Below are 14,718 nucleotides of genomic sequence, written 5' to 3'. Positions count from 1 at the left end.
AGGGGAGCCCCCGCGCCGTCCGGCGCGGGGGCTCCCGTCGTCGTGCCGGTGTCAGCAGGTGAGCACCGGGGCGGCCCAGTCGGCGTGGTCGCTGTTGGTGCCGTCACCGCCGTCGGTGACGACCAGTCGCAGCTCGTTCGCCCCGGCCAGGTCGGCCGTCAGCCGCTTCGCGGGGGTCGCCGAGGTGACCCGGCCGCTGTCGGCGACCTTGACGTCGTCCTTGTAGATCTCGAACGAGACGGTGCCCCGGCCCTCCGCCTCGGCGTCCACCCCGACCTCGGTGGTGACCGAGGAGCAGGCGCCGCCGAGGTAGTAGACGATCTCGCTGAACGCGTTGACGCCCAGGCCCTTGGCGTACGTCGTGCCGGCGATGGTGATGGTCCGGCCGTCCCGGGCCTGGTTGCCGCCGTTGCTCATGTCCTTCTCGACCGGGCCCCAGCTGTTGCCCGCGGAGGACCAGGCGAGGTCGGAGAGCTGGTGCGTGCCGGCCGCCGGGCCGTTGCCGCAGGCGATCCGCGCACCCGCCCAGTCGGCGTGGTCCCAGCTGGTGCCGTCACCGGCGTCGGTGACCACCAGGCGCAGCTCGTTCGCGCCGGTGAGGTCGGCGGTCAGCCGCTTGGCCCGGTCCTTGCCGGTGAGCGTGCCGCTGTCGGCGACCCTGGTGCCGTCCCGGTAGATCTGGAAGACGACCGAACCGTTGCCGTAGGCCTCGTCGTCGACCCCCACGTCGGTGACGAGGTTCCTGCAGGTGCCGCCCAGGTGGAAGGCGATGTCGCTGCCGGCGTGCACGCCCAGGCCCCTCGGGTAGGCGGTGTCGCGGATGCTGATGGTCTGTCCGTCGCCCCGCTCGTGCTGGCCGTTGCTGCGGTCGCGCTCGACCGGGCCCCACATGTTGGTCACGGAGCCGAACGGCAGGTCACTGAGCTGGGTCATCCCGTTCGGCGGCGAGACCGGCGACCGCGGGGTGACGCGGAACATCGCGGTGCCGTGTCCGGGCACGACGGCGCTGAGGGTGCCGTCGCCGGTGGTGGACTTCTTCGACCACAGGTCCTTGACGGTGTAGGAGGTCGCGCCGCCGATGCCGACGGCCTGCGCGGTGGTGGTGACGGTCGTGTCGTAGGAGCCCTCGTTGGTCAGCGTGACCGAGCGGCTGCCGTCCGCCAGGGGCTTGCTCATGACCACGAGCCCGCCCTCCCGGGAGACCACCGTGCCCTGCCGGCCGAGCGGGTCCTGGTCCACCGCGATCACGTCGGTGTTGGTGAGGATCTCGAAGGTCTCCGGCTCGGCGGTGCGCAGGTCGGTACCGATCATCAGCGGGGCGGCCATCTGGGCCCAGAGGCTGAAGTGGGTCCGGTACTCGGTGCCCGTCATGCCGCCGTTGCCGACCTCCAGCATGTCGGGGTCGTTGAACGCGCCGGGTTTGGCGTATCCGGCGAGGCCCTGGTTGGCCTGCGCGATGGAGATCATGCTCTGCCAGGTGTCGCTGATGTCCCCGGTGGTGCGCCAGGAGTTGCCGACCGGCTGCGCCCAGTTCCACGGGCCGGTGCTGCCCCACTCGCAGATGCTGTAGAGGATCGGGCGGCCGGTCTTCTTCAGCGCCTCGCCCATCGCCTTGTAGCGGGTCTGCGCGTTGACGCCCTGGTTGTTGCAGTTGTCGTACTTGAGGTAGTCCACACCCCAGGAGGCCCACAGGTCGGCGTCCTGCTGCTCGTGGCCGAGGCCGCCGGGGAAGCCCTTGACGTCGCAGGTGCGGTCGCCGGCGCTGGAGTAGATGCCGAACTTCAGGCCCTTGGCGTGGACGTAGTCGGCGAGGGACTTGATGCCGTGGGGGAAGCGCACCGGGTCGGGGACGAGGTTGCCGGCGGCGTCGCGGTCGGGCAGTGCCCAGCAGTCGTCGAGGTTGACGTACTGGTACCCGGCCGCCTTGAGGCCCTTGCTGACGAAGATGTCGGCGATGCCCTTGATCATCGCCTCGTTGAACTGCGCGCCGCAGTAGGTGGAGTTCCAGTTGTTGAAGCCCATCTGGGGCGTCAGGTTGAGGCCGTTGTCGAGGGCTGCCGCCGGGGGCGCGGCGGCGAGTTGGAGCCCGGTGGTCAGGGCGGTGCCGCCGGCCAACAGGGCGAGGGCGGTCAGCGCCGTCGCTGCGCGGCGGGCCGGCCTGCGGTTGGGGGATCGCACGAGTCCTCCATGGGGTCGGAACCGAACTGGCTGGTGCACGGGGAAGTTGGTTCGGGGAGGGCGCCGGGCGGCCGGAGGGCCGGGCCCGGCGCCCCTGGTGCGGGGGAGCGGGAACCATGGCTGTGCGGCTGTGCGGGAGCGGTGGCTCAGGAGAGCAGCGTCCAGGACTGGCCTGCGGCGGCCGGGTCCGGCGGGCTGATGACGACCGTGGAGGTCGGGGCGGCCTGCGAGGCGTTCAGGGCCAGCCCGGTGGCGACGTTGGTGATGGTCAGCGCGCCCGTCGCGGTGTCCTGGACGACCCGCCACTTCTGGTGCGGGCTGGCGGGGTCGTACCGGTTGAGCACCCAGGCGGCCCAGCCGGGCCCGTTGCCTCCGGTCAGCGTGCCGTGCACCTGGGTGTCGGTGCGGCAGTTGTCGGTGATGTGCACGGTGCCGTCGGGGTTGGGGCTGAACATCCACTGCTCCGAGGTGTGCCAGCTCCACCAGGTGTTGACGCCGACGGTCGAGCCGTCGGGCGAGCTGCAGGTGCCGCGCACCTCCAGGGCCTGGCCGCCGGTGCCCCCCGCGCTGATGCCGTGGTACCGGCCGTCGCCGATGACGGCGGCCGGGACGGTGGTCGGCAGCGCCTTGAGGCGGTACATGGCGACGCCGTGCGGGGCGACCTGGGCGCCGAGCGCGCCGGTCACGGTGCCGGTGGCCCCGGTCCAGAGCTCCTTGGACGTGTAACCCGGGCCGGTCAGGCCGAGTTCGGCGAGGGTGGTGGAGATCGTGCGGGAGCCGGCCGGGTCCTGGTTGACGAGCAGGACGGCCGTGTCGCCGTCCGCGAGGGGGCGCTTGAGGACGAGCGGGGCGGTGCTGCCGGTCGGCGGGGCGCCGACCAGGGTGGCGGGCTTGCCGAGACGGTCCTGGTCGACCGCGATGACGTCGGCGTTCTTGTAGATCGCCAGGGCGGAGTCGGAGATGCCGGTGGACCAGGTGTACCCCTCGTCGGTCCGCACGGAGTCCGCCGCGGTGCGCAGATCGGTGCCGGAGATCAACGGGGAGGCCATCATGGCGAGGATCGCCATCTCGCTGCGCGACTCGGTGTCGGTCATCGGCTTGTGGCAGGTGCAGTGGTCGGTGACCCCGTACAGGCCGTACGGGTCCTGCCAACCGGCGAACATCATGTCCATGTCGTTCCAGCTGCCCGGCCGGACGTTGCCGGGGTGGCCGAGCGAGGTCCGCAACTGTCCGTTGTACAGCACGCCTTCGAGGTCGGGGCCGCGGTCGCCGCCGATCCGGCAGAGGCTCGCGACCTGGCCGCACCAGACGCCGGTCGGCGCGTACCCGGGCGCCTCGCGGGCGGGGGTTCCGGCGGCGACCACCACCGGATCGGTACGGGCCGGGTCGTCGCCGGCCAGCAGGTGGGGCACGCCGGTGTGGACGGGCTGGGCGGAGACGCTGAGGGTCACGCGGGGGCTGTTCCGGGCGGCCGAGGCGGCGTCCAGGGCGCGGCGGAAGTCCTGGACCCGGGCGTAGATCGAGCGGGTGAGCTCCCTGCCCTGGCCCTGGGTGCCGTAGTTGTGGCCGTCGGGACCCAGGACGGGCGGCCCGTAGGGGCAGTCGTCGTACTTGACGAAGTCGACGCCCCAGGCGACGAAGTCGGCGGCGTCGACGCTCTCGTGCCCCAGGCTGCCGGGACGGCCCTGGCACGTGGTGTACGTGGTCGTGGCGTAGAGACCGAACTTCATGCCCTTGCGGTGGGCGTACCAGGACAGGTACTCGATGCCGTTGACGGTCCGGCCGTCGACGACGCGGGAGGGGAAGCGGTCCGGGTGGGGCACCAGGTGGCCGGTGGTCGGGTCGGACCCGGTGCCGTCGGTGCCGCTGACCGGGTTGCCCGCGGCGTCGTAGAGCTGCATCGCGCCGTAGGAGTTCTTGACCAGGTCGGTGCTCTGGCCGTCGCGGTGGCCCACTGACCAGCCGTCGTCGACGGTGACGGTGTCGTAGCCGGCGGCGACCAGGCCGCGGGAGGACATGAAGTCGATGGTCTGGACGACCTCCTCCTGCGTGACGCCGGTGCCGAGGGTGTTCCAGGAGTTCCATCCCATGGGCGGGGTGGGGGCGAGTCCGCCGTCCTGGGCCGTACCCGTCGCCTCCGGGGAGGTCGGGCCGGCCTGTCCGGCGCTCGGGGCGTGGCGGGTGGCGGCCGTCGCCGCGGCGGGACCGAGGACGGTCGCGGCCAGCCCGGACGCGGCCAGGGTGAGGGCGAGCAGAGTGCGCGGCAGGAGGCGCGGCGCGGGTCTGCGCATGGGTGCTCCAAGGTGGGTGGGGGAGCCAGGTGGTGCTTTCTGTCTGTTTTTCAAACGGAAAGCAACGCAGCATAGGCATGCCCGTGAGGCGCCCTCAAGAGGTGTGCATGGACCTGTCCATTCGCGACTTGCTTGTCCCATATGGCCTGTCACGGCTCGATCTCGACAGCTGCCAGGGCTTGACGGCGAGCGCCTGCAAGGTGTGATATTTCACATGACGTTTGAATGGGTTGGGTTCTGATTGATTGAGGCGGTCCGTTGTGGCGCGAACCAGCGGTGGGACCGCAGGCCGTTCGGGCTGTCCGGGAGGTCGGGACGGCGCGGCCGGCCTCCGACGGCCGGGTGTCCGCGGCGTCCCGGCCCGGCCTGCTCCGAGGCCGGTCTCGTGCCACGGGTCGGCGCCGTCCGGGGCGACCGCGTGAAGGGTGTGACGAGGACGCTCGACGCCGCCGTCCCCGGCGTCCGGGAACGGCGGCGCGGTCTCGTCGCCGGCGGCGCCGACTCGGTCCGGCGGAACGGCGCCCGGCCGCCGCTGCCGGTCGGGCGGTCATGCCTCCGGCAGCGGTCACGCCTCCGGCAGCGGTGCGACGACCAGCTCCCCGACGGTCTCCGCGAGCGTGCTGCGGGCCTGGGCGTTGAGTTCCGAGTCCGTGACGAAGACGTCGATCTCGTCGAGCGTGGCGAAGCCGCTGAGCGCGACGACCCCCCACTTCGTGTGGTCGGCCACCACGGCGACCCTCCGGGCGGAGGCGACCAGCGCCCGGTTGGTCTGGGCCTCCGCGAGGTTGGGCGTCGTCAGGCCGGCCTTCTCGGACACCCCGTGGGCCCCCAGGATCAGCAGGTCGACGTGGAGGGACTGGACGGCCAGGTCGGCCAGCGGGCCCACCAGCGCGGCGGACGGCGTCGGCGAACCGCCGGTCAGCAGCAGCGAGGGCGAGCCCGGCTCCCCCTTCTCGCCGGCCGAGCGGATCAGCTCGGCGACGGGCAGGGAGTTGGTGACCACCGTGAGCCGCGGCACGTGCAGGAGCCTGGCCGCCACCGCGTAGGCGGTGGTCCCCGCCGCGATGGCGATCACGCTCCCCGGCTCGACCAGCGTCGCCGCGGCCTCCGCGACGGCGGCCTTGGCGGCGGACTCCAGACCGGACTTCGCCTCGAAACCCGGCTCGTCGATGGCGGTGCCCGAGGCGGCGACCGCGCCGCCGTGCACCTTCTTCACCACACCCGAACGCTCCAGCGCATCGAGATCGCGGCGCACGGTCATGTCGGAGACGCCCAGCTGATCGACCAGCTCGGCGACGCGCACGGCCCCGCTGCGGCGCACCATCTCGGCGATCAGCGCCTGACGCTGGTGGGCCAGCAGCCCGGTGTCGGCCAAGACCCGACTCCCCTCACCCTGGTAGAACATCGGAAGCGAACAGGCCCCAAAGGATAGTCAACCCGGCGGGGTCGCGGCCGGTCGGGGCGGGAAGCCGCAGGCGGGAGCGCCGCCCCGGAGTGTCTCGGATGGCGAATATCCGATCGGCCCGGCCGGCGCAGTCGCCAGAATGGTCGTATGGGAAAGACATACGAGAAGATCGACGGCCGCCTGCGCGGGTTCATCGAGCGACAGCCCGTGTTCTTCGTCGCCAGCGCTCCGCTGGCGGGCGAGGGGCACGTCAACGTCTCGCCGAAGGGACGGGCGGGGACGCTGGTGGTGATCGACGAACTCACCCTCGCCTACCTGGACTTCGGGGGCTCCACGGCGGAGACGCTCGCCCATGTTCGGGAGAACGGGCGGGTCACGCTGATGTGGTGCGCGTTCGACGGGCCGCCGACGGTCGTCCGGGTGCACGGGAAGGGCGAGGCGGTGTTCCGCGACGACCCGCGGTTCGCGGGGCTGCTGGGCGAGTTCGACCCGGCGGTCGACGGGGCGGGGCTGCGGGCGATCGTGCTGGTGGTGGCGGAGCGGGTCAGCGACTCCTGCGGGTTCGCGGTGCCGCTGATGGACTACCAGGGTGACCGCGACCTGCACACGCAGTACTTCGGGCGGAAGACCGACGAGGAGTTCAACACCTACTGCGAGGGCAAGCCGTACGTCGGCACCAGCCTCGACGGGCTGCCCGCGCTGCCGCTCCCCCTGCCGGCCCGGCCCGCGTGACCACCGGCCCGCGCGACCGGCCCGCGTAACCGGTCCGGGTCGGCGGCTCCGGTCAGGAGAGCGGTTCCGGCCGCGCGCGGGAGCGGTGGAGGTCGCGGAGCAGGGCGATCTCCGCGCCGTGGTGCAGCAACTCCTGGTTGACCCACCAGACGATGTCGAGGAACGGATCCTCCGGGTCGCTGCCGTACGGGTACGCGCTGTGGCCGACGGTGTCGAGCGCGGCGTCGTCGGTCGCGAGGAGCGTCGCCCGCCAGGCGCCCGCCGCGCTGTCGAAGCCCTTGACCGCGGAGTCGGCGTCGCCGCTCACCGGGTGGTCGTCCCTGGTCAGCGAGCGGGTGCCGGTCGTGTGGTCGGCGCGCAGCGCCAGCATCTCGGTCAGGTGGCTCAGTCGCCAGGCGAGGGTGGTGAAGGGAGGCGGGACGGGGTGCGGGGCCGGTGAGGCGTCGCGGCCCCAGGTGCCGGGGCCGACGAGCAGGGTGGCGCGCTCCCCGGGGCCGTCCGCGTGGCGGCGGACCGACCAGCAGCCGGGGACCGGCTCCCAGAGGTACTCGTCGTCGGTGAGCGGCCCGACCGGGACGTCCGTGCCGTTGCCGCTGTCCATCACCGGTCCGGCCAGCCGGTCGGAGAGGCGGCGGTGCGCGAAGTCGAACTGTTCCAGCAGGGGGACCAGACGTGCGGGCAGGGTCATCCGGACGTTCCTCCGATGGGCGCGCGCGTGCGAGCTGTGCGCCGGGCGCGGGCAGGGGCGCGGCACCAGACCGTCCGGTCCGACCGGCCGAACCCTTCCACAGCGGCGGCCGGGCGGCGACACCTTTTCGGGTCCGTCTCGCGCGTGGTGTGGGTTTTGCGCATCCGTGGGGGTGTGGGGGGATGCACGACGCCGCTGGACCTGACCGGTGGTGTGGTCGGTGCAGCGGCGTTGTCGTGGGCCCGGTGGGTGGGGTGCCCGGTGGGTGGGGTGTTACTTGGTGAGGCCGGCCTTGACGGAGCAGACGGGCCAGGCGCCGGGGCCCTGGGCGGCGAGGACCTTTTCGCCGATGGCGATCTGCTGGGCCTTGGTGGCCTGGTGGGCCTGGGGGGCGTAGCTGGTGCCGCCGAAGGCGGCCCAGGTGCTGGGGGTGAACTGGAGGCCGCCGTAGAAGCCGTTGCCGGAGTTGATGGCCCAGTTGCCGGTGGCTTCGCAGGCGGCGACCTTGTCCCAGACGCCGGCGGGGGCGGCGGAGGCGGTGGTGGCGGTGATGAGTCCGGCGGCGGGGAGGGCGGTGAGGGCGCCGGCCATGAGGGTGGTGCGGATGCGGTTGCGGCGCTTGGTGGCGGTGGCGGTGGTGGTGGCGGTGGTGGTCTGGTTGCGGTGGGTCATGTGGGTCCTTTCGGAGGGGGGTGTGGGCGTGCGGAACCAGGCCCTGGGGGCGGGTGGTTCTGTGGGGGTGTGGTGCGTGTGGTTGCGGGGCGGTGGGGCCCTGGTGAGCGGTGTGCTCGGTGCAACGGGTTCGAAGTTACGGGGGTGGTGGTGGGGGTTTCAAGGATTCTGAGGTTTAGGCATGTCAGGGGGTGGTTACCGGTCGTAAGGATCATGGAAATGGGGTGTTTTGAAGGTGAATGTCCCTATTTTCAAGATCGTTGGGGGGTGGGAAGTGGTCCGGGCCACAGGGGTGGGGCTGTGAGGCCGCGCACATGGTCGACGGTGGGTGACGGTGTCTCTGCCGGGGGTGGTGGAAAGGGTGGCGGGTCACCCGCCTCCGGGTGGCCCGCACCACAGCCCTCACCCGCCGTGCCCCGTGCAGGCACCGGGAGTGCTCGGCATAGCCTCGGGCCATGAGCAACGAGAGCGATGAGCGGTGGGACGCGGAGGCCTTCGACGAGGTGGGGCAGGGGGCCGGGGAACCGGGGCCGGCGGTCGCGCCCACCGGGTTCGAGCTGGGGACGGACGGCCCCAGGATGGTCCTGGCCGGGCTGGACGGATCGGACTCCGCCTGGCGGGCCACCGCCTACGCGGCCGGTCTGGCCCGGCGGCAGCACGCCACCCTGGCGGTCGCGTACATCCAGCCGGTGCTCGGTGCGGCCACCGCGCTCGCGGGCGCGGCGGTGGAGGAGACCACCCGGGAGATCGCCGACGAGCTGCTCGACGCCCTGCGCGAGGCCGAGCACCGGCTGCGCGACGTCTGGAGGCTGGACTGGCGCTTCCTGACCGTCCGGGGCGACCCGTTCACGGGTCTGGCGCGGTTGGCGGACGAGCTGCGGGCGGACGCGGTGGTGGTCGGGGCCTCCGAGCAGGCCGGTCACCGGGTGATCGGCTCGGTCGCGGTGCGGCTGGTGAAGGCGGGGCGCTGGCCGGTCACGGTGGTGCCGTAGGGGAAGGGCGCGCGGACGAGGGGGCGACGAGGGCCGCGGTCCCGGGCGGATGCCGGGGCCGCGGCCCTGTGCGGTGCGAGGGGGGTCAGAGCACGGAGACGCCGTTGCCGCAGATGTTGATCGGGATGCTGATCGGGATCTGGATCTGGTTTCCGGAGAGCACGCCGGGGGAGCCCGCCACGACGCCGCTGGCGTAGGCGCCGCCGGTGTTGATACAGGTGGTTCCCCCGCCCCCGCCGCCCCCGCCGAGGAAGGCCGAGGAGGGCGGCGCGGCTTGGGCGGGGGCGCTGTGCGCGGAGTCGTCGCAGCCGCCGGCGAGGGCGGGGCCGGCGGAGATGACGGCCAGCGCGGCGCTCAGGCCCGCGGCGAGCAGGTACTTCCTGGTGTTGGTCATGGGGAAGGAATAGCCAGCCGACACGCCGATGACCACATGATCCGACCGTGCGATCACCCGAGCGCAGTCGGAACCCCACCCCGATGCAGCAGCCGCCGAGCCCGGCCGGCCCACCTGCCTTGCCCGCTCTCGCGCCACCTGCCCGCTCTCGCGCCACCTGTCCGTCCGACACCGCGGTCCTGCTCCGGTCCCGGGCACCGGGACGGGGCACGACCGGGACACCCGCCCCGTGTTTCCGGGACATCGGCCGCCCGATGCTCGACGGACGGCCGCGGCAGGGGCCCGCGGCCACCCGGCCACGGCACGAACGGGAGACCCGCATGTACGCGCACTGGGGCACCTTCACCAAGAACGACAACCTCGGCAGCTGTCTCGGTCTGGCCCAGACCGCCCTCGAACGCCAGGGCTTCCAGGTCTGGGACCTCGCCGGGAACGGCGACTACCAGGTGATCGGCGGCAACGGCAACGTGATCGCCACCGTCGTCTGCGTCCCGCAGGGCCGGAACGTCTGGCTGACCGTCAGCGCCTACTCCACCGACTCGACGCTCGCCGAGCGCACCCGCAACGACGTGCGCTCGTACATCGTCAACTCCGTCCGCATCGACTAGGCGTCGGCGGGGTCGTACGGACCTCCCGGGCGCGGCCGTCCCGCGCCCGGGAGGTCCGCCGTGCCCGGGAGGCCGGCGGGGAGGAGCCCGCTGCCGCCCCTCACGGCCCGTCCCGTCCCGTTCCCTCCGCCAGCGCGTCCCGCAGCGCCGCTCGGGAGGTGATGCCGAGCTTGGGGAACAGCCGGTACAGGTGGGAACCGACGGTGCGCGGGGACAGCCGGACCACGGCGCCGATCTCCTTGTTCGTCAGTCCGCCCGCCGCCAGCTCCCCGATCCGGCGCTCCTGCCAGGTCAGCGTGGCCAGGCGCGCGGCGCCCGGGCCCGGGCCGGGTTCGGGCGCGGGCACGCCCGAGGCGCGGAGTTCGGCCCGGGCCCGTCCCGCCCAGCCGGCGGCGCCGAGCCGCTCGAAGGACTCGGCGGCGAGCGTCAGCGGGTGCCGCGCCGCCCGGGGGCCACCGGTGCGGCGCAGCCGGACACCGTGGGCGAGGCGGATGCGCGCGAGTTCGAACGGGAAGTGCGCGCCGGCCGGGTGGGCGTCGGCGAGGGCGAACTCCCGCTCGGCCTCGGCGTCGTCGGGGGCCGTCATCGACAGCACCCCGTGGGTGACGAGGGCCAGCCGGGGGGAGACCGCCGGCAGCCCGGTGTCCCGCGCGGCGAGGGCGTGCCGCCGCGCCTGCTCGGCGCGGCCGGTGTGCAGTGCGGCCTCGACCAGGTCCAGCAGGGTGCGGGAGGCCTGGTGGGCGCAGGGAGCGAAGGTGCCGGGAGCGGTGATGCCCGCGGCGTACCGGTAGGCGCTCTCGTAGTCCCCGTCGCTCAGCGCCGCCGCCGCTCCCACCGCGTCGGCGATCTGGAGGAGGAAGCCCACGCCCCGGGGCCGGGCCCAGTGCCCGACGGCCGCCTGCAGTTCCGCGGCCCGTCGGGACTGTCCGCGCAGGGCCGCCAGGAGCGCGAGGTAGGCCCGGCCGTGGTGGGCGAACAGCGCGAATCCGTGGGCCGTGGTCAGCTCCAGTACGCGGTGCCCGGTCCGCTCGGCCTCGTCCCACGCCCCGGCGGCCAGCTGGTCCAGCATGACGAGGTGCAGCATGGTCATGCCGTTGGCGACGGCGCCGGTCTCCACCTCCCGGTCCACGGTGCGGCGCAGCAGCGGGCCGTAGTGGTGCAGCGTGTCGACGTGGTACGCGGCGACGGCCAGCCGCGTGACGTCCCACGGTTCCAGCCGGGGGAGGTCGGCGAAGGCGCGCTCGACCCGCTCGTGCACGCCGGCCCCGTGGCGGACCACGTCGCTCCAGGCGTCCCGGTAGATCAGCGAGACGGGTGCCACCAGTGGGCCCATGGAGGTCAGGAGCCGGTGCGCGGCCTCCCAGGCCGCGGGATCGGCGGCGTACTGGTTGACGGCGAGCAGGAGGTTCACCAGCCGGGTGAGCACCTCGGCCGGCTGCCCCGGCTCCGGAGGGTGCCCGGCCGGCCGCCCGCCCGGGGTCTCCGTGGCGGACGCGGGTTCCGCCCACCCCCGGCCGGCCGCCCGGATCCGCCCGATCGCCGCGACGACCTGCAGTCGCGCCGAGCGCACGTCCCCGTCTTCGTAGAGGGCCGTGTACGCGGACGTCACCGTGGCCGCGGCCGAAGCCGCTCCGCCGGACGAGGCCGCCCCGTCGGTGAGCCTGCGCGCCTGGTCGAGGAGCGCGGAGTGCCCGGCGACGAACGCCGCGTCGCCCAGGCGTCGCGCCCGCCCGTCCCGGTCCTCGCTGAGCTCGGCGGCGCGGGTCAGCCAGGCGACCGCCGCGAGCGCGCCCCCGCGCCGGGTGGCCGACTCGGCGGCCGTCTCCAGCGCGGCGGCCACCTGCTCGTCGGGCCCCTGGGCCGCCGCCGCCAGGTGGGTGGCCCGCCGCTCGACGTCGTCGCCGTGGACCCGGGCCAGCTCCCTGTGGGCCGCGCGCCGCCGGCCGGGCGTGGCCAGCTGGACCACGGTCGAGCGCACCAGGGGATGCCGGAACACGAAGTCGCCACTGACCGGATCGACGTCGAGCAGTCCGCAGGCCGCCGCCTCGTCGACGTCCCGCATCCGGTACCGCGCGGCGCGGCCGCCGCTCCTCGTCCCCGCACCGTCGAGTGCCGCGCGCAGGAGTTCCTCCCGCACCGCGTCGTCCAGCCGCTCGATCCGGGTGCCGAACACGTGCCGGAGGCGGCGCGGAAGTCCGGCCGGGTGCGGGCCGGTCGCCGGTCCGCCGGCGGCGGAACCCCCGCCGCCCGGACCGCCCCCGCTCCGGTGGGCCGCTCCCACGTACGGCGGGAGTTCCAGCAGCGCGAGCGGATTGCCGCAGGCCTGGTCGAGGACCAGCCGCCGCACCCCCGGGTCGAGACCCGGGTGGCGCCGGTCGAGGAGCCGTTCCGCGTCGCCGTCCGGCAGCGCGGCCACCGGGAGCTCCGCCAGCGCCGCCGCGTCGAACCCGGAGGCGACCTCGGACCGCACGCCGACCAGCAGGCGTACCGGACCTGCGGTGAGCCGGCGCCCCACGAAGCCGAGCACGTCGGTGCTGGCGGCGTCGACCCACTGGCCGTCGTCCAGGACCAGCAGTACCGGCCGCTCGGAACCGGTCAGGGACAGCAGGTCGAGGACGGCGATCCCCAGCGACATCACCGACGGCGGCGCCCCGTCGCCGCGCCCGAGGACGACGTCGAACACCGCCCGGTGGGCGGCGTCCAGGCCGGCGGCCCGTGGAAGCAGGGGGTGCAGGAACTGGTGCAGTCCCGCGAAGGGCAGCTCGCTCTCCGCCTCGGCCCCGGCGGCCCGGAGCACCAGGTGCCCGGCGTCCGCCGCGTGCGCGGCGGCGTGGTCGAGCAGCGCGCTCTTCCCCACTCCCGTCTCGCCCCGCAGGAGCAGGGCCCCGGGCCCCGGCTCCGTCACGAACGCGGCCAGCAGCGCTTGTTCGCGGCCCCGCCCGACCATCGTCCCCGCGGTCGACCCGACCGCTCCCACCCCAGTGCCCACGACCGTCCCCGCCCCTTTCCTCGCAGGTGGCCACACCTGCGGCCCCGGCTATCCTCCCCTTTCCCGCCGGGTGCCCCGTGAACTCCGGCCCCTGCCCCCGGCAGCCCCGCCGCGCTCCGGGGGCGGCGGCGGGGCGCCGGGCCCGGCCCCGGGGGCGGGCCCGGTCCGGCGATAGGCTGCCTGACCATGACGGACATCTCGGTCGAGCCGCCCCGGACACCCCGCCGCCGTCCTGCCGGACGCACGCCCCGGGAGACCGCCGACCGACCGGACGAGGGGGCCGCCGGCGCGGCCCGCGCCGGCGACGGTCCGTCCGGTGCCGACCTGCATCTCGACCTCCCCGTCACCGGCAGCCGCCGCGCCGCCCTGATGGGCGCCCTGCGTGAGGCGATCCGCAGCGGCCGGCTCGCCCCCGGCACCCGTCTGCCGCCCTACCGCGCCCTCGCCGCGGACCTCTGCATAGCCCGCAACACCGCCGCCGACGCCTACGCCGAGCTCGTCGCCGAGGGCTGGCTCACCGCCCGGCAGGGTTCGGGCACCGCCGTCGCCGACCGGGCCGAGCCCGTCCCCCCGACCCGCGCCCGCCGGCCGTCCCGGCCGCCGCAGCCCGCCCACGACCTGCGGCAGGGCCGGCCCGACACCGCCTCCTTCCCCCGCACCGCGTGGCTCGCCGCCGGGCGGCGCGCGCTCACCGCCGCGCCCAACGAGGCGTTCGGACCGGGCGATCCGCAGGGCCGCCGCGAGCTGCGCGACGTCCTCGCCGACTACCTGGCCCGGGTGCGCGGCGTACGGACCGATCCGGAGCGGATCGTGGTCTGCTCCGGCTTCGCCCACGGGCTGCGACTGCTCTTCGACGGTCCGCGGGCCGTGCTGCCCGCCCGGACCACCGGACCGCTCGCGGTCGAGGCGTACGGGCTGGCCTTCCACCGAGGGCTGCTCGCCACCGCCGGGGCGACCACGGTGCCCCTCTCGCTGGACGAACGCGGCGCCCGTGTCGGCGAGTTGGCGCGCCACCCGGACGTCCGGACGGTCCTGCTCACCCCGGCCCACCAGTTCCCGACCGGCGGTCCGCTGCACGCCGGGCGGCGTTCGGCGGTGGTGGACTGGGCGCGCGGACGCGGCGGACTGATCCTGGAGGACGACTACGACGGCGAGTTCCGCTACGACCGCCAGCCGGTCGGTGCGGTGCAGGGCCTCGATCCTGAGCGGGTGGTCTACCTCGGCACCGTCAGCAAGAGCCTCAGCCCCGCGCTGCGCATCGGCTGGATGGTGCTGCCCGACCACCTGGTCGACCGGGTGCTCGCGGCCAAGGGGGAGCGCGAGGCCTGGGCGAGTGCGCTGGAACAGCTCACGCTCGCGGAGTTCATCGGCTCGGGCGGCTACGACCGGCACGTCCGGCGGATGCGCCGGCGCTACTGCGGCCGCCGGGACGCGCTGGTCGCCGCGCTGGCCTCGCGTGCCCCGCACATCGAGGTCTCCGGCATCGCGGCCGGCCTGCACGCGGTGCTCCGGCTCGCACCCGGAACGGAGCGGTCGGTCCTCAAGGCGGCCGCCTACCGGGGGCTGGCCCTGGACGGCCTCGCGGACTACCGGCACCCGCTGGTCACGCCCGAGGCGATGCCGGCCTCCGACGGACTGGTCGTCGGCTACTCCACCCCGCCCGACCACGCCTACCCGGCCGCACTCGACGCGCTCTGCGACATCCTGCCGGAGCCGCTCTGAGTGGCCGTCCGGCGCGGGGCCGGGAGCAAAGGGTAGGGTGTCCGGCC

At 74.3% G+C, this 14,718-nt stretch carries 11 protein-coding genes; 4 read left to right on the top strand and 7 right to left on the bottom strand.

The annotated features are described in order from the left end of the window. Positions 1–51: 51 nt before the first annotated feature. From ACFWIC_RS35890 to ACFWIC_RS35880, 3 genes are all read right to left on the bottom strand, one after another. Positions 52–2,178: an NPCBM/NEW2 domain-containing protein gene (locus ACFWIC_RS35890; protein WP_380521143.1), complete on the bottom strand. Its 2,127-nt coding sequence runs from the start codon at positions 2,176–2,178 to the stop codon at positions 52–54. A 146-nt stretch (positions 2,179–2,324) separates the two neighbouring features. After that, the gene (locus ACFWIC_RS35885) at positions 2,325–4,469 is read right to left on the bottom strand and encodes an alpha-galactosidase (protein WP_380521141.1); all 2,145 of its coding nucleotides are present in this window, start codon (positions 4,467–4,469) and stop codon (positions 2,325–2,327) included. A 565-nt stretch (positions 4,470–5,034) separates the two neighbouring features. Then, a complete protein-coding gene (locus ACFWIC_RS35880; protein ID WP_329951071.1) occupies positions 5,035–5,844 on the bottom strand; it encodes a DeoR/GlpR family DNA-binding transcription regulator in 810 nt (269 codons plus the stop codon). Between the two features lie 177 nt (positions 5,845–6,021). Here ACFWIC_RS35880 and ACFWIC_RS35875 point away from each other — a divergent pair, with 177 nt between their 5' ends. Then, positions 6,022–6,606: a pyridoxamine 5'-phosphate oxidase family protein gene (locus ACFWIC_RS35875; RefSeq protein ID WP_329881866.1), complete on the top strand. Its 585-nt coding sequence runs from the start codon at positions 6,022–6,024 to the stop codon at positions 6,604–6,606. 52 nt (positions 6,607–6,658) lie between these two features. On the opposite strand, the gene ACFWIC_RS35870 is transcribed toward ACFWIC_RS35875, so the two are convergent. After that, entirely contained in the window at positions 6,659–7,294 is a 636-nt protein-coding gene (locus tag ACFWIC_RS35870) for a DinB family protein (RefSeq protein ID WP_329951070.1), read from the bottom strand. Positions 7,295–7,567: 273 nt separating this feature from the next. Next, the gene (locus ACFWIC_RS35865) at positions 7,568–7,966 is read right to left on the bottom strand and encodes a transglycosylase family protein (protein ID WP_380521138.1); all 399 of its coding nucleotides are present in this window, start codon (positions 7,964–7,966) and stop codon (positions 7,568–7,570) included. Positions 7,967–8,544: 578 nt separating this feature from the next. On the opposite strand from ACFWIC_RS35865, the gene ACFWIC_RS35860 reads away from it, so the two are divergent. Continuing rightward, positions 8,545–8,958: a universal stress protein gene (locus ACFWIC_RS35860; RefSeq protein WP_329951913.1), complete on the top strand. Its 414-nt coding sequence runs from the start codon at positions 8,545–8,547 to the stop codon at positions 8,956–8,958. An 85-nt stretch (positions 8,959–9,043) separates the two neighbouring features. On the opposite strand, the gene ACFWIC_RS35855 is transcribed toward ACFWIC_RS35860, so the two are convergent. After that, entirely contained in the window at positions 9,044–9,352 is a 309-nt protein-coding gene (locus tag ACFWIC_RS35855) for a chaplin family protein (protein ID WP_329951909.1), read from the bottom strand. 320 nt (positions 9,353–9,672) lie between these two features. Here ACFWIC_RS35855 and ACFWIC_RS35850 point away from each other — a divergent pair, with 320 nt between their 5' ends. Then, a complete protein-coding gene (locus tag ACFWIC_RS35850) occupies positions 9,673–9,960 on the top strand; it encodes a hypothetical protein (RefSeq protein ID WP_380521136.1) in 288 nt (95 codons plus the stop codon). A 100-nt stretch (positions 9,961–10,060) separates the two neighbouring features. Here the strand turns inward: ACFWIC_RS35850 and ACFWIC_RS35845 are convergent, their stop codons facing one another. Further along, a complete protein-coding gene (locus tag ACFWIC_RS35845; protein ID WP_380521152.1) occupies positions 10,061–12,907 on the bottom strand; it encodes an AAA family ATPase in 2,847 nt (948 codons plus the stop codon). 228 nt (positions 12,908–13,135) lie between these two features. On the opposite strand from ACFWIC_RS35845, the gene ACFWIC_RS35840 reads away from it, so the two are divergent. Beyond that, a complete protein-coding gene (locus tag ACFWIC_RS35840; protein ID WP_380521134.1) occupies positions 13,136–14,671 on the top strand; it encodes a PLP-dependent aminotransferase family protein in 1,536 nt (511 codons plus the stop codon). Positions 14,672–14,718: the final 47 nt, after the last annotated feature.

The organism is Kitasatospora sp. NPDC127035, from assembly GCF_042726075.1.
Taxonomy (GTDB): domain Bacteria; phylum Actinomycetota; class Actinomycetes; order Streptomycetales; family Streptomycetaceae; genus Kitasatospora.
This window is presented reverse-complemented; position numbering and strand designations above follow the sequence as displayed.